The 23,655-nt window shown below is 38.3% G+C and carries 21 protein-coding genes; 14 read left to right on the top strand and 7 right to left on the bottom strand.

Annotated features, from left to right (window positions below):
• Positions 1 to 145: 145 nt before the first annotated feature.
• Positions 146 to 1,003, top strand: coding sequence for an alpha/beta hydrolase (locus A9970_RS14100; protein WP_182982755.1), 858 nt, complete (start codon positions 146 to 148; stop codon positions 1,001 to 1,003).
• A gap of 24 nt (positions 1,004 to 1,027) precedes the next feature.
• Here the strand turns inward: A9970_RS14100 and A9970_RS14095 are convergent, their stop codons facing one another.
• The 3 genes from A9970_RS14095 to A9970_RS14085 all read right to left on the bottom strand — a co-directional run bounded on the left by A9970_RS14095 (position 1,028) and on the right by A9970_RS14085 (position 3,524).
• A complete protein-coding gene (locus A9970_RS14095) occupies positions 1,028 to 1,564 on the bottom strand; it encodes a GNAT family N-acetyltransferase (RefSeq protein ID WP_182982754.1) in 537 nt (178 codons plus the stop codon).
• Between the two features lie 194 nt (positions 1,565 to 1,758).
• On the bottom strand, positions 1,759 to 2,238 hold the full coding sequence (locus tag A9970_RS14090) for a GNAT family N-acetyltransferase (protein WP_182982753.1): 480 nt from the start codon (positions 2,236 to 2,238) through the stop codon (positions 1,759 to 1,761).
• A 119-nt stretch (positions 2,239 to 2,357) separates the two neighbouring features.
• Positions 2,358 to 3,524: an FN3 domain-containing metallophosphoesterase family protein gene (locus tag A9970_RS14085; RefSeq protein WP_182982752.1), complete on the bottom strand. Its 1,167-nt coding sequence runs from the start codon at positions 3,522 to 3,524 to the stop codon at positions 2,358 to 2,360.
• 239 nt (positions 3,525 to 3,763) lie between these two features.
• Here A9970_RS14085 and A9970_RS14080 point away from each other — a divergent pair, with 239 nt between their 5' ends.
• The 5 genes from A9970_RS14080 (at position 3,764) to A9970_RS14060 (ending at position 11,314) form a co-directional block, all read left to right on the top strand.
• Complete coding sequence (locus A9970_RS14080; RefSeq protein ID WP_182982751.1) at positions 3,764 to 6,901, top strand: SusC/RagA family TonB-linked outer membrane protein; 3,138 nt, start codon at positions 3,764 to 3,766, stop codon at positions 6,899 to 6,901.
• A 4-nt stretch (positions 6,902 to 6,905) separates the two neighbouring features.
• Positions 6,906 to 8,519: a RagB/SusD family nutrient uptake outer membrane protein gene (locus tag A9970_RS14075; protein ID WP_182982750.1), complete on the top strand. Its 1,614-nt coding sequence runs from the start codon at positions 6,906 to 6,908 to the stop codon at positions 8,517 to 8,519.
• Between the two features lie 18 nt (positions 8,520 to 8,537).
• Complete coding sequence (locus tag A9970_RS14070; protein WP_075991384.1) at positions 8,538 to 9,221, top strand: hypothetical protein; 684 nt, start codon at positions 8,538 to 8,540, stop codon at positions 9,219 to 9,221.
• A 9-nt stretch (positions 9,222 to 9,230) separates the two neighbouring features.
• Positions 9,231 to 10,220, top strand: coding sequence for a DUF5007 domain-containing protein (locus A9970_RS14065; protein ID WP_182982749.1), 990 nt, complete (start codon positions 9,231 to 9,233; stop codon positions 10,218 to 10,220).
• A gap of 188 nt (positions 10,221 to 10,408) precedes the next feature.
• Complete coding sequence (locus A9970_RS14060) at positions 10,409 to 11,314, top strand: AraC family transcriptional regulator (RefSeq protein WP_182982748.1); 906 nt, start codon at positions 10,409 to 10,411, stop codon at positions 11,312 to 11,314.
• Between the two features lie 34 nt (positions 11,315 to 11,348).
• Here A9970_RS14060 and A9970_RS14055 read toward each other — a convergent pair whose 3' ends face one another.
• On the bottom strand, positions 11,349 to 13,988 hold the full coding sequence (locus A9970_RS14055; RefSeq protein ID WP_182982747.1) for an alpha-L-rhamnosidase: 2,640 nt from the start codon (positions 13,986 to 13,988) through the stop codon (positions 11,349 to 11,351).
• 224 nt (positions 13,989 to 14,212) lie between these two features.
• Between A9970_RS14055 and A9970_RS14050 the strand changes: the two genes are divergently transcribed.
• The 5 genes from A9970_RS14050 to A9970_RS14030 all read left to right on the top strand — a co-directional run bounded on the left by A9970_RS14050 (position 14,213) and on the right by A9970_RS14030 (position 18,228).
• The gene (locus A9970_RS14050) at positions 14,213 to 14,656 is read left to right on the top strand and encodes an SRPBCC domain-containing protein (RefSeq protein WP_182982746.1); all 444 of its coding nucleotides are present in this window, start codon (positions 14,213 to 14,215) and stop codon (positions 14,654 to 14,656) included.
• 585 nt (positions 14,657 to 15,241) lie between these two features.
• The gene (locus A9970_RS14045; protein WP_075991389.1) at positions 15,242 to 15,454 is read left to right on the top strand and encodes a hypothetical protein; all 213 of its coding nucleotides are present in this window, start codon (positions 15,242 to 15,244) and stop codon (positions 15,452 to 15,454) included.
• Positions 15,455 to 15,534: 80 nt separating this feature from the next.
• A complete protein-coding gene (locus tag A9970_RS14040; RefSeq protein ID WP_182982745.1) occupies positions 15,535 to 16,383 on the top strand; it encodes a TraB/GumN family protein in 849 nt (282 codons plus the stop codon).
• A gap of 36 nt (positions 16,384 to 16,419) precedes the next feature.
• On the top strand, positions 16,420 to 17,181 hold the full coding sequence (locus A9970_RS14035; protein WP_182982744.1) for an SDR family oxidoreductase: 762 nt from the start codon (positions 16,420 to 16,422) through the stop codon (positions 17,179 to 17,181).
• A gap of 138 nt (positions 17,182 to 17,319) precedes the next feature.
• The gene (locus A9970_RS14030; protein ID WP_159729724.1) at positions 17,320 to 18,228 is read left to right on the top strand and encodes a DUF6268 family outer membrane beta-barrel protein; all 909 of its coding nucleotides are present in this window, start codon (positions 17,320 to 17,322) and stop codon (positions 18,226 to 18,228) included.
• Here A9970_RS14030 and A9970_RS14025 read toward each other — a convergent pair whose 3' ends face one another.
• From A9970_RS14025 to A9970_RS14015, 3 genes are all read right to left on the bottom strand, one after another.
• The gene (locus tag A9970_RS14025) at positions 18,229 to 18,957 is read right to left on the bottom strand and encodes a LytTR family DNA-binding domain-containing protein (RefSeq protein ID WP_075991393.1); all 729 of its coding nucleotides are present in this window, start codon (positions 18,955 to 18,957) and stop codon (positions 18,229 to 18,231) included.
• Positions 18,958 to 18,966: 9 nt separating this feature from the next.
• Entirely contained in the window at positions 18,967 to 20,004 is a 1,038-nt protein-coding gene (locus A9970_RS14020; RefSeq protein WP_159729722.1) for a sensor histidine kinase, read from the bottom strand.
• 72 nt (positions 20,005 to 20,076) lie between these two features.
• Positions 20,077 to 20,673: a porin family protein gene (locus A9970_RS14015; RefSeq protein ID WP_159729720.1), complete on the bottom strand. Its 597-nt coding sequence runs from the start codon at positions 20,671 to 20,673 to the stop codon at positions 20,077 to 20,079.
• A gap of 250 nt (positions 20,674 to 20,923) precedes the next feature.
• Between A9970_RS14015 and A9970_RS14010 the strand changes: the two genes are divergently transcribed.
• From A9970_RS14010 to A9970_RS14000, 3 genes are all read left to right on the top strand, one after another.
• Positions 20,924 to 21,859, top strand: coding sequence for a hypothetical protein (locus A9970_RS14010; protein WP_159729719.1), 936 nt, complete (start codon positions 20,924 to 20,926; stop codon positions 21,857 to 21,859).
• A 444-nt stretch (positions 21,860 to 22,303) separates the two neighbouring features.
• Positions 22,304 to 22,837, top strand: a complete 534-nt coding sequence (locus A9970_RS14005) for a sigma-70 family RNA polymerase sigma factor (RefSeq protein ID WP_182982743.1) — start codon at positions 22,304 to 22,306, stop codon at positions 22,835 to 22,837.
• 132 nt (positions 22,838 to 22,969) lie between these two features.
• On the top strand, positions 22,970 to 23,572 hold the full coding sequence (locus A9970_RS14000) for a hypothetical protein (RefSeq protein ID WP_182982742.1): 603 nt from the start codon (positions 22,970 to 22,972) through the stop codon (positions 23,570 to 23,572).
• Positions 23,573 to 23,655: the final 83 nt, after the last annotated feature.

Raw genomic sequence — 23,655 nt, 5'->3', positions numbered from 1 at the left:
ATTATATTAATTTTCATTGTAAATTGTGCTGGTAATTTGTTGAACAAAACTGTTGGCAGGTCTTAGGGATATTATGTCGAATAGTCAAGGATTTCAATATAGGATTATTCAAAAAAACATTGTTAGTAAGCGCAATATATCGGATATGATTGGTAATAGAATGCTCATTCTTTTAATTTTCTTTATTTTTAATACAGATTGTTTGGCACAAAATGGTACTCCTTTATTGATGGGGAGGTCAGAGATTTTGCATTCAAAAGTTTTGGGTGAAGACAGAATGATCAATATTTATCTTCCCGACAATTATAACCCCAATGATTCTGTTCGCTATCCAATTGTATATGTTCTTGATGGTGGTGTTGATGAAGATTTTTTTCATATTGCGGGTATTGTCCGTTTCAGTACACAACCCTGGATCGATAGATTCCCTCAAAGTATTGTTGTTGGAATAGGTGGAAATACACGTAGGAGAGATTTTACCTTCCCTGTTGAAAATACAGATTTTATAGAAAAGGAAGGTTTTCAGAAAGCTAGCTTTCCCTCGTATGGTGGTTCCGAAAAATATAGAACCTTCATGAAAAAGGAATTGATTCCTTACATAAGTGGCAATTATAAATCGAATGGAAAACAGACTTTAATAGGAGAATCACTGGCTGGGCTTCTTTCCGTAGAAATACTATTAAAACAACCCGAACTATTTGATGACTATATTATTATAAGCCCAAGTTTGTGGTGGGGCGAGGAGTCATTATTGAAAAGAGCGGAGAAGTTTCTACAAGGTAATTTGAAAAAAGATATAAAAGTTTATCTTGGTGTGCCCAATAAAGAAGAAGATGTGAGAATGTATGACGAGGCCATAGCGTTATCTGATATACTTAATAACAATAAAAAAATTCATTTTGTATTTGATTACATACCTGATGAATTGCATTCCACTGTAATACATCAAGCGGTCTACAACGCTTTTAAGAAGTTGTATCCAAAAACATTTTATTCAAAGTAGTGTGAGGGTATGTAGCGATTAATTTTATTTTATACCTAGGTTTCTTCTATCGTGCCATTCATCTTCCAGAATTGACATCAATAGCTTATCGTGAAATTGATTATCCCTAAAACAGGCTTTACGCATTCTTCCTTCCAATTGAAATCCTGCGTTTTCATATGCTTTTATCGCTGCATAATTCGGTTCAGATACCGTAAGCATAATTCTATTGAGCCCTAGATTTCCAAACCCTATATCTAGGATTAATTTGGTAACTAAAGAGCCTATCCCTTTCCCCCATTCTTGGCGATCCCCTATAAAGATAAAATACTCTCCGGATCTGTTTGGTTTGGAAATATTACAAATGCCTGCATACCCAATCAGTTTATTCGAATCGTTTAGGAAAATTCCACGATTAAAATTTTTAGAATCGTTGACAACGGATAAAAACCAATTGTCTATATGATCCTTTGATTGGAGTGACTGAAAAAGAGAGAGGGAATATTTAATAGATAAATCGTCATTGAGCCATTCATAAAATGGTGAGACATCTTCAACAGAGAGTGGTTTTAAGTTGACCATGGTTTAAGGTATATTGCATTCATTATTTCCGAAATTTATTCAGGTTCAAAGGCTCTGTAGCTAATGCTCTTTCCCCTGATAGATGCACATGGGGTCGTTTTTCTTGGCTCTTTCGAAGCTTTTTTGTTAGAAATTGACAGCAGCACGATTTGCTGTTAGCATTTGCATATGAAAGTGCAGGTAAATTTCCTGCGCTATTTTCTTGACCATTTTATTTTTACTGCCGATAGGTTGAAAGTCTCAAGACGTTGATTCGGTTCGAGTTCAAAACCATTTTTCATATAGAAACCTAGTGGTGAATTATACTGGCAATTATTGTTTTTTTTCTCCATGTGATGGTCTATCACCCAGCCGTTAAGCTCCGTTTCTTCAGATTTCAATCTGTCAAGTAGATTGGAACCTATTCTTTTTTTGTGTAAAAGACTTGAAAGTATAATAACAAACCAGCGTTTTGCATCGCGATCAAATTTTGAACACCAACCGACAATTTGTTGATTTTGTTTGACAAGGATGTGTTGTGGTTGGCCTAAGCTTTCCAAATAGTCCTCAAAGGTCGATAGGCTGGAATATGCCATAGCCGCGGGATATTCTTCATTCCATAATCCCATGATAGCAATTTTTTCGTTCCTGTCAAGTTCTGAGGTCATCAGATATTCAGTTGAGATTGTGTTCATTTAGATTAATTTACCATAATTTGCTGAATTATAAAGAATAGAGTTAAACTATCTATACGGTAGTTTTACAACATACGGGTATGGCCGTATAGTCCTCATTCATGAGCAAATTTGCTGTTTTATTTTAACGGCTTAATGATCACTTGGTCCACCGTTTTCCCCTGCTGATCGAGAATTTTGAAGATTCCTTTTTCATGGTCTAAATCTACGCGAAGCACATTATTGTTGGAATTTACAATGATCGGAAATTGTACCGTATTTGTCGCATTTTTGATTATGTGTCTATGTAAATGTCCTGATAGCATGATCTGTGTTCCTGCTTTGTTGAGGATAGGAACAAATTTCTCCAAAATCTCTTGTTCCCCATGCCAACCACCAAAAGGGGGCATATGACAAATTACGATCTTATATTTGGCATCTTTAAATGACGGATCTTCAACAGCTTGAGCTAACCAGGCCGCTTGTTCGCTTCTATAGTTATCCATATCTACAATCCCGCTATATTCAATGTCGCTATCGGGTTTATCTTCACCACAATCTAAAATGATAAAACCAGCATTTCCATGCCTAAATTGGTAATATAGTTTACCTGTTGGTGTTGGGAAATATTGGGGATATTCAATGGCAAAAGGTCCACGTGTTTCATGATTGCCTCTTGAATAAAACATTGGTTTTTCGCTGGCGAACTTTTTAATGGCGGTATCCATAAACCCTTCATATAGTTGTGTTTCACTTAATAGGTTACTAACCATATCACCGTTGAATACCACAAAGTCACTAGTCTTTAGACCGCCGATATCCAATAGCTTATCGAGAACCTCATTGCGTTCGTGAATATCATTAACTACCGTAAAATGGGTAGATTTGGCCATGCCAAAGGTTTGGAAAAATAGGGGTGCCTTTTGATAGACATCACTGGCTACTACTTTTCCATATTGCACATTGACTCCAACATGTTTGAGAACTTCCTGACTACACACACGATATCTATAGCGTGTTCCAGGTTTTAAATTGGTCAATGTAACTTGATGTAAGGTGCCTACCTTTTTGAAGCCATAGGCAGCCGCATAATATTTTGGTCTTTCCTTAAAGTAAAAGTGACTGGAGTCATCTGGGGCCAGCTCAACCCAGCCAGTAGCAGGTTTGTCTGTCGTCCAAATAATGGAAACAGATTGCTCTGTCAATCCTTGAATGAAAGGTAAGTGATTTATTCTGATCGCATCCTGACCAACTGCCATAAAACAATTGAAGAACAACGATAGGATGATGCATTTTAGTTTCGTCATTGTAGTAGCTGGGGCGATAATTGATTTACCGATGTAAATCGGTTTTTTCTTAAGCTAAAGATATAAAATTGTGTAAAAAAGCCATCAATCAAAATGTAACAGTCTTGCTAGACTAAATGGCACCCCGTTTTGTTTTTTGCTAAAAAAGTGCTGTAAACAGGTAATAATTAAGAAAATTAGACCTGTGTTTGGCACTTATATTTGGAATAACCTAAGTATGAGCACCTAATCAAACACAAATGAAAAAGATAGTTTTATTTTTATCTGTGTTTCTAACTTCACTAATTGCACTAGGCCAGCAGATCACGGGTACCGTACGTGATAAGAATGGTAAGCAATTAGCCGGAGTAACTTTAAGAAACACGAGTACTTCCAATAGTACACAGACCGATGATCAGGGGAATTTTAAGATTTCAGGTAAATCTGGAGATGTCTTGGAGACGAGTTTTATCGGATACGAGCGCGCGCGTCAGCCTATCCCTGCAACCGGTAAAATGACCTTTACCTTGGTCGAAACATTAAGTATTCTTGACGAGGCCGTGGTAATCGGTTATCAAAGTACTTCCCGCAAAAAAGCTACTGCAGCTATATCAAGTATTTCGGGTAAGGATCTCGAAAATCTTCCAGCTGCCAGTTTTGATATGTTGCTTCAGGGAAGATTAGCTGGCGTCAACGTTCAGAATTTCTCTGGCGCTCCGGGTTCTTCGCCAACATTGGCTGTTCGTGGTACATCGGCAGTTAGTCTGAATTACTCCAATGACGACTATTACAATGTCATTAGTAATCCACTCTATGTTATTGACGGAGTTCCTCAGCCTACAGAACAATTTGTGGGCCCGAATACAGGAACAGGAACCAACTACCTGGCAGGTCTAAATCCGAATGATATCGAATCTGTGGACGTGCTCAGAGATGCTTCTGCTGCTGCAATTTATGGGTCTAGAGCGGCAAATGGGGTGATTATGATTACGACGAAAAAAGGACGTAATGGAGATCCCCGTTTTATGCTAACCGGATATGGTGGTCTAACACAACGGCCCGAACTACGTGAAGTAACACTCGGAAGAACCGAGCGTGAGCAGAAGATGAGGATACTAAAAAATCAACTCTCTTCCAACGATTTTAGAAATCTACCCTTTATGCTTACCGATTCACTAAACCCTGCATTCAATGGAAATACAGATTGGCAGGATCTATTCTACCAAAAAGGAAAGATAAAGAGTGCAGACCTTTCTGTTAGCGGCGGATCGGCAATTAGTTCATATCGTTTTAGCGGGAATTATTACGATGAGGCCGGGATCATTAAAGCAACCGGGTTTAAACGCTATACAGGAAGACTCAATTTGTCCAGTAAGGCTATCAATGAGCGTTTAACGATCAATCCCATTGTTGCCTATTCGTATAATAAGCGAGCGCGGGGGAGCGGGAGTGATGTGAGCCCAATAGCATTGAGTGCGGGTAGTATGCCATCGTCACTTTTTAATCTTTCAGATGCTAAAAAAGCTTATCTTTTGGGTACCTATGATAGTAGTCTTGACAATAATGAATCTTCTAATCTGAATACCAATCTAAATCTGATTTTCAATATTGCACCTGGGTTAACTTTTACCTCCCAATCTGCCTATATCAAAGATATGGCCAACAGGGTTTACAATAGACCATCTGCCTTGATGAGCGGGGCTGGTAATTACTCGTCAGCTTACTCTTATGAGAATAGCCAGGTCAGGATATCGAACTTTTTAACCTACGTCAAACAGTTTGGAAAACACTCGCTCAATGTATTACTGGGCCAGGAAGCTGAAAAGAATAGAATGCAAAATGTATCAGCATGGGGCAGCCAGGGTGTATCGGATCAAATCCAAGTGGTTACCGGTTTTCTGCAAAATAATATTGGTGCCAACTCCGATTTGCAAAAATGGTCACAGCTATCTTATCTCGGTCGCTTTTCCTATGATTTTGATAGTAAATACCTTTTTTCAGGTGCTGTACGTGCTGATGGTTCGTCCCGCTTTGGAGAGAACAACAAATGGGGATATTTTCCATCGGCATCTGTTGGCTGGATTTTAACTGAAGAAAATTTTCTGAAAAACAATCCTACATTCACCTTACTTAAAATTAGAGGAAGTTACGGGTTGACCGGATCTCTCCCCAAAAGCAACTATTTGCAGTATAATCTCTATAATGTCAATAATGGGGGGTATCAGGGTAATTCCGGAGCAACTTCCTATAATGGCCAAGTGGCTATTACACCAAACTTTAACAATGGCGTTGCCCAAAAGAATCTCAGCTGGGAGCGCAACAGGCAATGGAATTTAGGTGTCGATATGGAGTTGTACAAGGGGCGTTTTACAGCCATGGTCGATGTATTCAATAAGGAAAACTATGATGGGCTATTTGATGTGATGCTTCCAGTAACGTCCGGATATGATTACGCTAAAACAAATTCGGTGGGAATCCGCAATTCAGGTGTCGATATCCAATTGTCGGCTGATGTGCTCCCACGTAGTTCAGCACTCAGCTGGCGGTCTAATCTAAATATTTCCTATGTTAAGAATCGGATCATGAACCTGCCAAATGGTGGCCGTGATATGGTCATGGATGGCGATCGATTTGATAAATCACATATCCTCTCGGTGGGGAGCCCGATCAATGCATTTTATCTCTATAAGACTTTGGGGGTTTTCTCTACCCTGGATGATATTCCTGTTAATCCCTATACAGGCGAACGATATCGCAATTCCAATGGAACATTCAATCCCGGAGATTTTTATTTTGAAGATATAGATGGCGATTATTTTGTAGATGTATTTAATAGTGGTATTAATCCAGATAAAAGGGCAATTGGGGACCCCAATTTTAAGTGGACCGGTGGCTGGAACAACGTGTTTAATTATAAAGACTTTTCGCTTACTTTATTTTTTACCTATGGTTTTGGAAGAGATGTACTAAATCTTTTTGAATCAGATCAATTTAATAATTCCACTTCTGGAGATGCGGTATCAAATTTCACTTACTATTCGATACGGGATTTAGATAAACTGAATATTTGGAGACAGCCAGGTGATAAAGCCGAATATGCCAAATATGATATCGGTACCTATCGCTACTACTATACCTCTGCACAGACTTTCTTTTTGGAAAATGGTTCCTATATGCGTTTCAAGAACCTTATTTTTTCTTACAACCTCCCTGAACGCATCAGCAAGAAATGGAGTATTTCTAAAGTGAGATTCTTTGGTATAGTTGATAATGTTGCCCGTTGGCAAAAATCAAAAAAATTGCCTGATGCAGAGGCTGTAAACCCATATGGAGAGTATAACGGTGGAGGTTATCCTATTCCAAGAAAATATACATTAGGATTTGAACTAACTTTTTAAGACGATGAAAAGATTTTTTTTAAACTATAGACTAGCTGTGCTACTGATGCTGGTTTTCTTGCTAGGGTCATGTAAAAAGTTTTTGGTTGAAGAACCTGTCAATTCGACCTTCTCGGGCGCATATTGGAAAAGCTCCGGGGATTTGAGAAGTGCTATGGCCGGCAACTATGCCTTGGTGCGGGATGTGATGAATTCAGGTAACTGGAATCCGAGTCCTCGATACTTTATGTATGGCGATGCAATTGCCAAGAATTATTTTACAATCCAGTATAATGGCGATGGTCTGGAAGGAATTCAAGACGGAGATTTCACATTTCAATACAACGTAGAAAACTTCGGAGACTGGACCAAGTATTATAAAGCGATTACGATGAGCAATATCATTATTAATCGAGTTCCTAAGGTAGCGGACGACTTGCTGACCGATGTGACCAATCCGACGAAATTCAAAAATGAGATGCTCGGAGAGGCTTATTTCTTACGGGCGTTCACTTATTTTATGATGCTACGTGTGTGGGGAGATGTGCCTTTGGTAATGGAAGAATATGACGACCCTATTTCTGCTCCGGAATTAGCACGAAGTACCAAAAAAGAAGTTATGGCGCAGATTGAGAAGGACGCACTATTGGCACATGAACTGCTACCCTGGCAATATTCACTTGTTGGGAATGCGAAAGTTACAGCCAATAAAGGCGCGGTGAATGCATTGTTAGCACATTTTTACCTTTGGAAGGCAACAATGAGCGATGTCAATTCAAACCAACCGGATCTCGAAACAGTAGACAAAGCAGATAAAGCCATCGATGAAATATTAAATAATGGTATGTATTCATTGACCGATACATCTAATTATTACAAGACTTTCGAAGGACTTTCGAGTGAAGGTATTTTTGAAATTGCAATGAGTGAAAATACGCGTGAAGGAACCAACCAACATATTGCCAATATGTTTTTGAGAACAGCGCAGCTGGCAACTACTGGAACAAATTCGAGGTGTTATGTCAATGCAGATTATCTGACAAATCATTTTTATAAAATAGACCAAGTTTGGGATTGGTATTGGAATACAAGTTTGCAGCAGTGGGAGTGGAAAGCGATGCCTTCACAGGTCTTTGACGATAGCGATATTCGCTGTCGACGTAATTTTACAGATTTAAACAGCGATAAAGCTACTTGCATAAAATATCAAAATGTTGTCTACCGTAATCCCTCGCAAAAGCAAGATCCTTATGTTAGCAATAATTTGATTGTCTTTAGGTTAGCGGATATGCGCTTGTTGAAAGCCGAAATTGCACTCTATAGAAATCAAGTCTCCAAAGCGATAGATATCATCAATGAATTTAGAAAAAGGAATGGTGCCGATGAATCTGCATTCGTGGATAATGCTTCGAGTAAAGACGATGTCATGTACGAATATATTATTGAAAGAGGTAAGGAACTTTATCTCGAAGGGCATATTTTTTATGATCTATTGCGAACAAGGCAATACAGCAATTTTGTTCCATGGCTTTCAGAATCCCGTTTTCGTCAGGAAGGATTCTATTGGCCGATTAATCCAGCCCTATTCAAAAATAATAACAAGTTGACACAGACCTCTTACTGGAGAGGAAAGGTGTAAGCACTAACTAGAAGAATTATGAAAAAGATAACAGGATTGTTTGCGTCGTTATTGATCTTTCTTTTTGCTTGTAAGAAAGATAATTACAAAGTAGATGGAGGAAAGAGCGATGCCCACGTGAATCAGACAACCTATGATTTTTTAAAGCAGCACGGTAGCTTTGATTCATTGGTTAAGATTATAGATCGCGCTGGTATTAAAGATATTGTCAATTCGGATGTCACTTTTTTTGCAACGAGTGATTATGGTGTACGGGATTATGTAGCCGCCAAAAAACAACAAAAGATCATTGAAGTAGGAAACGAAAATATTCAGTTCGGGATAAATAACATCCCAGTCAAGGAATTACGCGATTCGATGATGATTTATCTATTCGATGGAAAGATTACAAGAGAGAATCTCAGCCCGGATAATAAATATTTTGTGAGCAAGCTTGGCGCGATCCCAAATGTCAGGTTCAATATTAAGTTGCGCAGAACACGTGATTACAGCGATTATTTGGATTATGTAGACTATCTCAATTTTACAAAGGTTATCGGGACTCTTGATGCTGAAGAACCAGATTATAATGCGATTCCCAAAGATCAGCTCGATAAATCCTATGATTGTCAAACCTCAGGAATTATTACGACGACAGGTGTATTGCATGTATTGCAAAACACACATCGTTTATTTTTTAACGCCGGAAAAATGGCTGACTAAAAAACAGATATGAAAACGAATTTAAAAATTTTATATAGCCTAGTTTTTGTTTTTACACTGACTTCTGGGTGCAAAAAAATTGAAAACGGCTTTTTGAGTGAAGGTATCCGTTATAAAGACAATACTATCTTTTGTAAACGTGGGATGTCGCTTACGATGTCTGACCGTATCAATACAGATGGCTCCACTCCGCCCTATACATTCGAACTGTTAAACTTAAAGGATGAAGCAACAGGTCAGCCCGCACCGGATGTCTTTTTTAAAGAATTTGACATTCTAACCTTTAAGCCTGGTTTAGTGTTCAATGCCGAGACAGATACCACGGTCGAACTTCTCAATAAAAAGAGAGAAACAGTAAAAAAGGCTCCGATGGAATTCAATACCGTCAGTGGACAGCTGGTTTTTAATCGAGCTTCTGCCAACCTACCGCTAGGGCGTTTTAATTTTGATGTCAAAATGACCAATCCAAGAGGGGAACGGGTATTCCCGAAATTGGCAACCATTGAGATTGTAGAGCCCACGATTGATGATATGTTTAAAGTAACTTATCAGGCGGCGACAGGATCAAGTGCTACTGAAGTTTTTACTGGGATCACGGCTCCAAAGGTGACTTGTACAAAAATTTCAAATGATGGCGCTCGTGTTATTCTAAAGATCGTCGATAAAAATGGAAATGCATTCAATCCTAAAAATGGAGAAGTGATCAAAAGAGGGGATCGTCCGATGTTTGAATCTCATGTGAAGTTTAATCCCGTACAGGTTACAGATAATTCAATGATCTGTGATTTTGAAGTTGCACCCTTTCCATTGGCTAAATTAATTGGAAAAGATGGAACAGATTGGGGATTTCTCAATTATTATCGCATCCCAATGAAGTACGCACAGATAGATGGTTTGAGTGCTAATAATGTTAACCCAGTATTTGGATTCCAACTATTGATGGAAGGTACTTATGAGGTTCAGGTGAAACTGCCAGCAGTAACGCGTATAACACAATAACGATTAGGGGGGCCAAAGTGGGGCTCTCCTTGTTTTTAATAGATCCAAATGATCAAAGTGCAAAAATTATCCAATAATGAGCAAATTTTGATATTTTATTTGATGTCAGATTGACGTATAATAAATATGTTGTGTTTGTTATTTATATTTAGTAAACCAATGTTGAGTAACCTAAATACCGACGCACTATGAAAACACTACAGTTTAATATCCCTGTGATACAAGGACAGAGTATAACTGTTCAAGAGGATATATCGGAATCTTTCTATCCGCATTTGCATCGTCATCAAGAAGCGCAACTGATGTGGATTACAAAGGGAAGAGGTGTATTACTCGTGGATGAAACCTTGCATAGCTTTAAAGAAAACGATATCTTCTTCATTGGCGCGAACCAGGCGCATGTATTTAAATCTGTTTCCGAAGATAAGGCGGGCGATGCGGCACGTTCGATTTCCATATTTTTTGATCCTGCTGGGAGATTAAAACAGCTCTTTATGTTGGGCGAATTTGAACCATTGGAGCAATTTTTAAAACAGGATTCCAGGGGGTTTAAGATTCCTAAGATGGATTTCGAAGTGGTATCTAAGCGTATTATGTTGTTAAAACAATCCGAAAAGATAGATAAAATGATGCATTTCTTTTATTTGTTAAGAACACTATCTCAAATTTCAAAGAAAACAGATTCACTCCGTCCTGAACCTATGGAGGCTGCCGTCTGTTCGATTGGAAAAAATAACCGAATTGAAAAGGTTTGTCATTATATCAATACACATTTTAAACATGGGCTTACTTTAGAAAGTGTCGCAGAGCGTGCACACTTGTCGCCACAGGCATTCTGCCGTTATTTCAAAAAACACTGTGGAATCACCTTAGTTGGTTATCTAAACCGGATACGAATTAATGAGGTTTGCAGTCAATTGGGAAAAGATCATTTACATTTGGAAAATATCTCATTTATCGCTTATAACTGTGGCTTCAATAGCATTACAAATTTTAACCGCGTATTTAAACAGATTATCGGTTGCACACCGAAAGAGTATATTTTGCGCTATGATCAGCGATATACAGAAAATACAATTGTTTCATATGTTTAGTTTAAGGCCACGTCGTGAGACGTGGCTTTTATGCTTATTTGACACTTCTTTCAAAATGATAAGTACCCGAACCTATCTCGTGGCTGGAATCAACGAGTACAATTTTTGCCCGTGTATTTGCCGGGACGGTGACATCTAGTTTCAATAGATTATTCTCTAAGACCCAGGCCGATTTTACCGTACCGTACACCGTTTCAAGTTCTGCAGATGCCTGTGTTAGTTTACCTCCCGGTTTTGGAGCAATAACGATAGATTTATAACCCGGAGCATCTGCTGCCGAGTTAATTCCAGCTATTGTTCGATACATCCAGTCACCAATGGCGCCATAGGCGTAATGGTTATAGGAATTCATGTCTGGAGTTTGAAAAGATCCATCAGGTTTAATTCCATCCCATCTTTCCCAGATGGTGGTAGCGCCCATTTTCACGGGGTAGAGCCACGAGGGATAACTCTCTTGCATCAATAGATCGTATGCAACGTCATTATGTCCAAATCGAGTCAAGACATGGCATATATAAGGGGTACCCAAGAAACCTGTCGTGAGGTGGTTGCCATAATCCCGGATGTTGGCAACAAGGCGGTCAGCACAAGCAGATCGTAGCTCTTCAGGCAACATATCAAATTGCAGTGCCAGTACATAAGCAGTCTGTGTACCAGATACGAGGCGACCTGTTGGAGTCATATACTCCTTTGCAAAGGCTGCTTTGATGTTAGAAAGTAATGCCGTGTATTTGGCAACGTCTTCTTTTTTGCCTAAGACCTCCGCTGCATTAATCAGTAGTTGCGTCGAGTGAGCATAAAAAGTCTGTGCGATTAGATATTTATCGGTTACAGCGGCTCTTCCATCATTATCATCATTCGGACGGTAAAAAAGCCAATCCCCAAAATGAAAACCTGAATTCCAGAGATTATTTTTCGCAACAGAAGTAATATAACCCACCCATTTTTGCATACTCTCGTATTGTGTTTCTAATATTCTGCGATCTCCATAAGCGCGGTACATATCCCAAGGAATAATTGTGGCTACATCGGCCCAACCCGCTGACGCACCATCATTGATCCCGAGTACATTTGGTACGACATGAGGAATGAGTCCGCTGGGTTGTTGGTCAGCTTTGACATCCTTTAGCCATTTTGTAAAGAATCCTGCTACATCCATGTTGTAAGCCGCGGTATTCGCGAAAGCTTGTGCATCGCCTGTCCAACCTAAGCGTTCGTCGCGTTGTGGACAGTCGGTAGGTACATCTACGAAATTTCCTTTTTGTCCCCATTGAATATTGTGCTGCAATTGGTTGATTAGGGGGTTGGAAGTCGTAAATTTACCCGTTGTCGCCATATCAGAATAGAGAGCCACGGCCGTTAAATCATCGGATTTTAATTCTCCGGGATAGCCCTCAACTTTTACATACCTAAAACCCTGAAAAGTAAAATGTGGTTCAAAGACTTGTTCGGCCCCGCCTTTTAAAATATAGCTGTCCTGAGCTTTGGCAGATCGTAGATTTGTTGTATAAAAATTACCTTCTTTAGTAAGTACTTCAGCATGACTTAGTGTAATCTTTGTTCCAGTAGGGCCCTGTGCCTTCAAAATCACCCATCCCACCAAATTTTGCCCAAAATCTACCACAGTTTCCCCTTTTGGGGTTTTAAAAATGCTGAGAGCTTTAAACTGCTCATGTTTCCTAACAGGAGGACCGCTCATCGCGATAAGCTTTTCCGTTCCTTTGTTCATCACATTTACATTCTTCCAGTTGATATCTTCTTTAAAATCAATATTATCCCATCCAGTAATCTCCATTCTAGCATCGTAAATCTCTCCATCATAGATATCCGACGCCATAATAGGCCCATAAGTATACTTCCAGTTCTCATCCGTATTTATTGTTTCCTTTGTGCCGTCGGTATATTCGACCTCAAGTTGCAAAAGCAGTCCCCGTGTATCGCCATAGAAATTATGCTGATTTCCAAATCCAATACGGCCTTTATACCAGCCATTGCCAAGACTTGCGCCCAGCACATTCGAACCGACCCTAAGCAATGCTGTAACATCGTAAACTTGGTATTGCAACTGGTTCTTGTAGCTGGTCCATCCCGGAGCAAAATATGTGTCACTTATACGAGCGCCATTAAGCTTGGCTTCGTATAGGCCTTTTGCCGTAATATAGGCCATCGCTGATTTTATCTTTTTTTTCAGGCTGAATTCTTTTCTGAAAAGTGGACTTCGGGACGAAGTGTCCTTTCCTGAGACAGTGATCCATTGTGCAGACCAATCTGAGGCTGAGATTCCCATTTGAAAGAATCCAATTGTGGACCAGGCAGATGTATTGCCATGATTGTCTTTTACCCGGACTTGCCAAAAATATTTTTTCTTTGACTGAAGGGGAGATCCCGCGTAGTCAATTAACACAGATTGATCTGTGGAAGAACGATGTTTCCAAACTAGATCTTTATCTTTATTTAAGAAAACTTTGTCTGTTCCCACTCGGATTTCATATTCGGCTTGTTGTGTGTTTTTCTCCGTAGAGGTTATTTTCCAGCTCAATCTCGGAATCTCAGTTTCAACGGCCAATGGATTGCTCAGATGTTCTACCTTTAGGTCAATTACCTCTAGTTTTTGAGCGAAAGTGGAGAGATTTAGTACGATCAGAAATCCTAATATTCCTAATTTTTGAAGCATAGTCTTCATAGATGGTTTTATATTTGATTAGTAACGTGTTGCTTGGAGTATAAAAGTAATATAGCTATTATCCGCAATAAATTTTATATAAGCGTCATGTACTATCCTGACACTAAAGAAAAACTTGTCTTATGCTAAGGTCGATTGGAAAATCTATCTATAAATTCGTTAATAATAACGGAAAATCGAGGCCGTGTTTAATATTCAAAAAATAAAAATTGACAATGGAAAATTATAGTCAAACTATCCAGTTGGGTGTAACAAAGGATCGGGTTTTTAAAGCACTAACCGATGAAATACCATTTTGGTGGACAACCATGTTTGAGGGCTCTTCCAATAAGAAGGACGATAGATTTACAATTCGCTTTGGCGATCTTATTTACAAAGTAATGCAAGTGGAAGACTTATATGAAAATGCAAAAGTTGTTTGGCATGTCAAAGATTCATTGATAGCCCTTCCTGGATTGAAAAATCAAAAAGAATGGATTGGCACAACGATCGTTTGGGACATCACTGAAAAAGAAAACGGGATTGTGTTGCAACTTGAACATATTGGCTTATCCCCTGAAATCGAATGCTATGATATTTGTACAGATGGATGGCGACAATTTGTGAAAAGTTTAGAAGCATATATTGAAACAGGTAAAGGACAGCCTTTTTCGAATTGATCCTTGCTAGCAAATATAGCTTCTGTTAAGGTATTACTATCTTCATAGTGGGCTGGATGTGACAACCAAGCTTCCGGAATGGATTTTTTACCATAATAAAATATATAACTGTGAGCCAGCCCTTGGGGGGCTCCAGTATCTGTCTCTCCTCAAAGATTAATAATCCCTAAAACAGAGTGCCTCTATAATTTTTCTTTCCCAAAAAAAGTAACATAGGCTTGATTCTAAGCTGTCTATCACATATCCATTGGATTCCAGCTCATCTTCAGATTTACTCCTGATGTCATGTAGAATGACACGGTCGAAATAAACCTCTCCACTGTGGAAAAATTGATTGGATCTGAATACAATGGAACTAGGATAACTATAATTTCTTGTAGAAGCTTTGTTAATTGTTTGATTAATTTATGAAAATAACAATTAAATTAATAATCTGTTTGATGAAATAATTGAAATAATTTACGATATTTGAATGAATTATAAAACTGTGAGGAAATAAAAATTAATATGCTTTCTGAAAGATCAATGGACCTATGGATCCTCATTGATGTGGAAAGCATTTATTTCTAGAATTGAATAAGAACAATGGAGTATTTTTCCCAACTTGGATACCATTCTAACGAAATCGTAAAATTCGCTGCCGCTAGCGGAATCTTTTCCCTACTTTTAAAATGTGGTGAAGTAATCCATTTTACACCACAAGATCCTGAGCATTTTAGAGCCTGGTTGATTGAAAAAAATATCGAAGATATTAAAAGCGAAAAACAGCAGCGAGAATTTTTGGGGACTAGCATTTAATACCATAAACAGTAGATAATATTTTGGTGAAAAACCAAAAATTATATTTTTTTATATAAAAAATCAATTTATACGATCTTATGAAAAAGACATTACTTCTATTGGCGCTGCTGATTTGTATGACCATTAATAGCTTTGCCCAAGGCAGTTCGATGTTATGGAAAATTTCCGGTAATGGTCTAAAACAAGATTCTTATTTGTTCGGTACGATCCATATGTTGTGTCCAGACGACTTTGTCATCAAACAGAAGAATTTAGATGCGCTCAATGCTAGTAAAAAGGTAGTTTTTGAAGTTGATCTTTCCAAACCAGAAAATGCAAAATCTCTACAGGCATTTACTGTTTCGGATCCGAATTTTATAAAGTCATTTTCTGAAGACGATATCAAAAAGATGGACAGCGTGTTGATCGCACAGCAGCTTTCAATCAAATTGTTGGACTATGTATCACCTGTTGCTGTTATATCCTTGTTCTCGATGAAAGGATTTAATTGCCCGGATCCAACAAAGATGAAGTCTTATGAGGTTGAATTATCAGCACTTGCAACCAGACAAGGAAAGGTAATAGGAGAGTTGGAGACACCAGAATTTCAGTTTAATTTACTGAAAGATCTCATTACACCCAAATTGTTCATGGAGTCTGTTTTTCAGTTGGACGAATACCCTGCATTGACCGTTAAGATGGTTCAAGCTTATAAATCAGAGAATTTGGAAGAGTTGACAAAATTGCTCCAAGATCCAGCCTGGATGACGGCAGAGCAAAAAGAAAAATTGTTAATTGGGAGAAATTTGAATTGGAGTAACCTGATACCCCCTATGATCAATGAAGAATCCTGTTTTATTGCCGTTGGCGCAGGGCATTTGGCCGGTGATCAGGGGCTGATTACCTTACTCCGAGAAAAAGGATTCAAAGTAGAGGCCGTAAAATAAATCTTATCTTAGTGGATATTTAAAACTAAGAAAAAAATGGCATCCGAGCACAACAAAACAGGAGAGATATTGAAAACAGGTGGCAAGACATATTTGATTTTTGGTATAAGTAGGGGATTAGGCCGAGCTATAGCGTTGAATTTGCCAAATGAGGATGATCTAATATTTGGTATTTCCAGAAATGAACCAAATTATTTAAGTGCCAATTCAGACATCCGATGGATTGCTACCGATCTATCCCAACCGAAAGAATCTTCCGAGACGATAAAGGCGATAATAGGAAATCAGCGGATTGATTATTTTATCTATAATGTTGGGATATGGGAAAAAGATGCATTTACGGAAGCGTATAATTTTGCAGATAGCAGCGCCTCCGAAATAATAAACTTAATCAATACGAATATTACGTCTTGCATTTTAAATGTACAGTCGGTAATAGATAATTTAAGACAATCGCCCAACGCTAAGATTATATTGATTGGTTCTACTTGGGGTTTAGATAACCACAGTGGAAAAGAAGTTGCATTCTCTGCGACAAAGTTTGCATTACGTGGTGTTGTCCATTCCTTACGAGAAAACCTTAGAAAAGATAAAATAGGTGTTTCCATATTAAATTTGGGCTATTTAGCGACAGAATTTGATCATAATGAAACCATAGAAAACGTTATTGTACAAACACAAGGTAATCTTATTCCCCTGCAAGATGTAATCCAAGCATTACGATTTATTATCTCTACTTCGGCGGCAAGTTGTGTAAAGGAAATTAATATGCCGGCAATGTGTGATTTCAATCTATAACATTGCTTTTGATCCGCACTTCTTGCCGTTATAAATTTTTTGACATCGCGATAAATTTGCATTTGGTCAACGTATACATGCACTATATCAAAAAGATTGGTGCTTGAGCCGTCCAAAAGCTTCCTTTGTTGAAAAAACATGAGGAAACAAGTATTATGTGCAGTTATACTCAGCGGTTTTACTACGCTGGCTGCACATGCTCAAAATGCAGTATCGGGACAGGTTGCTGTGGATTATGTCCCACTATCAAATTATATTCGCCCTGAAGATAGTGTTAAGACAGGTTCAAAGAGCGATTTTAGGAGAATACAGTTTAACCTGGAAGTTCCATTATCTACCAAAATAGATTCTTCTGGCAATATAAAACGCTGGTCCTGGAAGATAGGGGCAGCTTATGCAAAGATGGAAAATAGAGGGTACGAAGAGCCCTTATTCCCGACTGAAATGCTCAATGCTGAAATGGGACTTCAATACCTGACCTCATTAAGGAAAAATTGGTCTCTATTGACTTTCGCCTCCGTTGGGATTTATTCAGACCTCGTTAAAGTAAATGGTAAGGATGTACTGGGACAGGGGGGAGTGCTTTTTATCAAAAAATTTAGACCGAATTTAGCTTTTGGTTTTGGCCCTGTGTTGAGCAATAGTTTTGGCGTGCCAATGATCTTACCTGGCTTGTATTTTGACTGGAAAACAAATGGAAAAGTGAAGTTCAATGTGAATTTCCCACAGGGTCTTTCCGCATCCTATCACCTCAATGAATTGGTTGATCTTCGTGCTGTCGTTAATCTAGATGGTATGACTGCAGAGCGAGAAAAGAATGGGAAATCTACTTTGGCTGGTTTTATGTTATTGACAGCTGGGCTTCAGCCTCAGTTCAATTTGGGCAAGAGCCTTAAGCTCCAGCTGACCGGCGGAAGCACACTTGCCAGATTGTATGTAGAAAATGATAGGTCGCTGAAAAGTTTATTCAAGAACAAAAGTCAGGCGGATCCCCGGTTTTCTCCAACCTTCTATACTTCCGTAGCACTTAAATGGAATATGCCTTAATCATCTGCTGAGGAGCTTCTTAAAAACAACATTTTGGAGAAGCTCCTCTCTTTTTGTACGCGATATCGGTAATTCTTGTTCCTGTATATATACTCTCCCTCCAGTAATAATATCAATGTGGTTTACATTGACTAGGTAGGATTTGTGAATACGAAAAAAATGGTTGCCGGGTAATGCCTCTTCCAAAGCTAACATGGTTTGATGGATTGTAATTGTACGCTCTTTAAAGTGAAGTTTTGTATAATTTTGCATACTTTCCGCGTACAGAATATCTGTCCAGGAGATTTTAACAAAAGCATCCCCCTGTCTTACAAATAACATATTGTCATTCGGACTACTTTCCTGTAAGGGTTTGTTCCGCTGTACAAAAAGCTGATAAGCTTTGGTGCTGGCCTGATAGAAACGCTGGAAAATTATAGGTTTGAGCAGGTAATCAACAGCTTGAAGTCTGAATCCTTCCAACGCATATTCTGAATAAGCTGTGATGAAGATGCATAAAGGCGGGTTTTCAAGGGAGTCTAAAAAGTCTATACCATTGAGATAGGGCATATTAATATCTAAAAAAATAAGATCTATATCGCCCTGCTGTAACCTCGAAGTTGCAGCTAGTGCTGAAGGAAATGTTTCCACTAAATCCAAAAAATCGATCTGCTCGGTCATTTCGGCAATATGTTGCCGCAGCATAGGTTCATCGTCTACGATGATACATTTCATTTTAATTTCTTCCATTGTCAATAGTTAGCTGTTAAGATCGATGGTCAGTTGTATAGTAAAACTGTTGTCAAGTTTATGGATTGTTAACGAATAGTTGTTTTCATATTGCAGTTCCAGTCTTTTTTTTACATTTTCCAGCCCTATGCCCGAGTGTCCTGTCGAAGCTAATTGCGGATAGTCCTGATAACTATTACTGATGTTGAATTGAAGTTTTCCTTCTTCCTCAACACAGGATAGCTCTATGCTTCCTTTTTGATTTGGAAGGCGGTTTACGTGTTTAAATGCGTTTTCGACAAAACAGATGAGCATCAATGGTGCAATATATAAATCCTTTGAAGATTGATTCCATGAACAGCTTACATCCAGTTCGTTACCCCACCGCATTTTTTCTATGGCTATAAAATCCTGTAAATATTGCAGTTCGCGTGTTAAAAGTACGAGCGGTTGGTTGCACTCATAGAGCTGATACCTCAGAATGTCCGAAAATTTCAGAAGCAAATAATCGGCCATTTCCACATTCTTTTTCATGAGGATGTGAATATGGTTCAAGACATTAAACATAAAATGAGGATTGACCTGATCCTGTAAAAATTTTACCTGACTTTCAAGAAAATTCTGCTGCAATTGACCATGGATACGTTGAATATCTGCATGTTCCTGATAAAATCTAATCCCGCAGGCGGTACCATTGATCAGTAGGGAAGATGGAATTGCTTGATAGAAATGAGTGAGTATTAGATCTGTCCGTTCATGGTTAGATATTCCTTCTTTGGTGAGAATGAAGTAGTAATCTATGCCACCAATTAAAATAGCTAAAATGATCACAAAAGCGATCGCTTTCAGCACAAAAGGTTTCATTTGTTGAGTCTTGATCGCTTCAGGCAAAACCCGGTCACTCAGCCATTGTGATACAACAATGGACGAAACCATAATTAATGATGTATGGAATAAGGCCTGTAACGCATTGAATTCATCTTTTATTTGGATCCATACCGCAAATCCAAGTACAAGCCAAAATAAGATAAGGAAAAGATGTTTATTTAAATAGTTTTTTTTGAACATATGACGATTTAATAAAAATACCTTTGGAGCCTGATTCCTAGGTAGCTCCAAAGGTAAAACTTATTCATTGTTTTAGAAGATAAAGTAACCCAATCCAATGGAAAATGCCTGTGGTTTGGATTTAAAAGATTTGTTAAGGTCAGAAAAACCGCGTTCATAACGAACATCGAGTGTAAATCGCTGAATATCGACTCCCAGACCGCCGGTAACTTGTAAGTTTGATTTGTCAAAATGTTTGATTCCTTGTTGTATTGCTTTTAGAGGCGGCAAGTTGTCGTTTAGCGTATAACTGTAAATTACACCAGCCAATACCCGGAAATTGATGTCCTGATTTTGGTAGATTTTGTAGCCTGCAACGACGGGGATATCAATCGCATTCCATTTGAGTTTGCTTTCGGTTTGCCCTTGCGGTTTAAGTGCTGCTTTACGCTTATTGAAAAGAGCTTCACCCTGGATATAAGCTCTTCCAAGATTAACTCTTGCCATACCTCCTACGTGTAACCCTATGGCATATTTGTCATCTAAGTCTGCTAATTCGGTATTGAGTTTGTTGAGACTACTTCCCCCTTTAATACCCAATTGAATGAAAGGTTGCTCCTGAGCAAACAGTGTTTTGCTAAACATCATGGCAAATAATACGATGCATGATAAAATTGCTTTGTTATTCATTTTATATTGTTTTGATTTGTTCAAAAGAACGAAGGATCAATTCCTTGGCAAAAAGAGTTTGACGAACGGCATTTTTGTAGTGACGAAGGTTAATATAGGGATGATTAATCTGTCAAGATTTCTATTTGTTTGTCAAGATTTCTGGCCTAAGCGTATTTTTTCTAGGATTGATGGGAAAAGGTCTATTATTTTTTTTAACTTACAAGATAGATTTTGTTTGGTCAATTGTGTTGTACAAATAATCGATTTCATGAAAAATCCATTGAAGCGAACGTTTTCCTTTTCCTATCTGGTATGGCCGTTTTGTCTGCTTATACTAACATCCTGTTCTAAAGAAGGACTTAATTCACAAGGAGGTCTAATAGATCCCGGTTTTAAAGCTGTCAACTTACAAACCGGAATCAAGGAAAATGTAATTCCGATCAAAGCGGATTTATGGTATGTATCCTATGTCAAAGATGTCCTTACAGGAGAAATATTGAAAGATTCCACTGGGAAAAAGCTCAAATTGGAGCGTACGGGCTCAATTGGAGTTGACGGCGGGTGGCTACAGTTGGAAAAAACAATTAATAACGAGCTTAAATTGACCTTATTGGAAAATTTTAGTGATCAGCCCAGGAATTTTGCTATTGGCATATTATCAGCGGATAAAATGGATGAAGTGAATTTTATTCAAACTAGGGCTGATGGATATGAGTTGGTCAAAAAAGAAATCAAAGAAGTGAAAGAAAGCCGGAAAATCTATGTCAGTACCGAAGGGTGTACTGCGATGAATCTGGTAAATAGCTCAAATCGAGAGCGAAAAGTCGATATCACTGCCATTTTTAAGGACGTAAAGTATAGTTCCGAATTCATAAGTGACAGCTACGGCGCTTTTGACTGGCTCAATAAAACAGATTCTACGATTTTCATGGATGAATTAATGGTAAATGGTGGAGTTCGCTGGCAAGGTAAAGTTCCTTACAGCAAAGACAAAACTTTTGAAAATTATATTAAATCTGGAGATAAACAAGAATTGCTGCTCAAACCCAATGCCCAGATAACTGCGAGAGGTGAATTCAAATACCTCGAAAGAACTTGCAATTATATCTTCACGATCAAGAATAAAACATCCGGGCACGAATTCCAAGTGAAGGGTACCTGGAAGCAAAAGGTTCCGCTGACCCCACGGACTATTTTGCAATAAGATTATTTATTCTATTGAACTAGCGAAGTCGGCATTTACTTTCATAAGGAGTGTAGTGCATGGTTTTCTGTTTTGTAGAATACCTTCAAATTCGTTTTTAGTTTGGTTCTTTTAAAGAGAGACTAAAAGTAAACTTCTTTTGCATTAAAAAGCTATAAACAGTAACAATAAAAGTGCAGAGAATTTGTGATGGAGTAGGATACCAAAGAAATTGCTCAACAAATAACTTCAACAGAAGTTAATTTATCAATAAAGAACCGAGATTGGAAAATAGATATCTACCTAACATCGTATAAACCGTAAATCCTAGAACTTGACAAATATATAAATCTGCTTACCTATAGCGGGTAGATGATCGACAAATTGTTTGAATTGAGAAAAAATTAGGATTACATCGCTATCTTTTCTTATACTTGCATTAAATTAGATTTATTCTAAATAACTGTGGAAAGCGAAAATACGATAATTGTTGATTTTAAGACTCCCAATGATTTTGAGGTCCTTTATAGGAATACTTCCGAACAGTTATTCAATATTATTTTTAAACAAGTAAGAGACCACGCGATCACAGAAGAGCTTGTACAGAATATTTATCTCAGACTTTGGGAAAGAAGGTTTGAAATCCAACTATCTATCCCTATACAACATTATTTGAATCGTGCTGCTAAACTCGCAGCTTTAGATTACCTTAAAACCAATAATCGTCGGAACATACATCTTAAGCAACTCTATATTGAGCAGGAAGAGAGCGATAATGTCACTGAGAAAACTGTCTTTTTCAGGGATTTAAAGAAGAGGATCCATGCAATAACCGATCAGTTACCTCCCAAGTGCAGAACAGTTTTTGTTATGAGCAGAGAACAGGGGCTTAATACCCGTACGATTTCGCAACGTTTGTCAATCGCTGAAAAGACTGTTGAAGCACATCTGACCAAAGCTTTGAAAGCGATCAAAAATAGTATCGATCGAAAAATATAAAAAAAAATCAAAACAGACTAAGGGTATTAGGTACTTTGGCCAACTATACTAATAAAGGGCTATAATTAGATAATTGCCGTTTCCTTTGAAAAATTGATATAACAACAATACGTATTACACAATAGCTTTATTTTGGAAATTAACCCAGATATTTTAAAACGATATAATGAGCATACGGCCAGCGAAGCCGAACGCAAAGCAGTTGAAGAATGGCTCGATGATCATTCAGTGGAAACTAATATTATCCCAACGAATGAATTGTATGCCATGAAAGCATCTGTATGGGATCGTGTTCACGAAAATATAATAGGAACAAATGTAGTCAAGCTTGTGCGTACACGGAAAAAAAGTGACTACCTTCCGTTGACAGCGGCTCTCGGATTACTGTTACTAATAGGTTTAATCTGCCAACAATGGACTTCCCGCGATCAGCGCTACTCCGATGCTATTGTCATTACTTCTGCCCAGGGTGATGTTGAGATTTTGGACGACCACTGCAAATTGCAATTTTCGGGATATCTACAGGTCTTCAACCGTTCATCCAAAGTTAAATCGATTGAATGTAGCAACGGCGAGAAATACACCTTGGCACCGGGCGAGACCTATTATCTGGAAACCATCGATGGCAAACATTCTATTGTACAAGAAAGCAATCTTTCACCAGAAGATAATTGTTCGCGTTTCATCCGCGGTGACGTGAAAATATATGCGGGAAAAGCTAAAAACAATGTATAAAATTTACAGATTTCGAATCACAAATTACGCTATTTTAACGATCTGTCTGCTAGCTCTCTTTTTGGCGGCTTGCAATAGTCCTT

It is taken from the genome of Sphingobacterium sp. UME9 (assembly GCF_014170215.1).
GTDB classification, from domain to species: Bacteria; Bacteroidota; Bacteroidia; order Sphingobacteriales; family Sphingobacteriaceae; genus Sphingobacterium; species Sphingobacterium paramultivorum.
The sequence above is the reverse complement of the archived record's forward strand: the minus strand, read 5'-3'. Positions and strand labels throughout refer to the sequence as shown.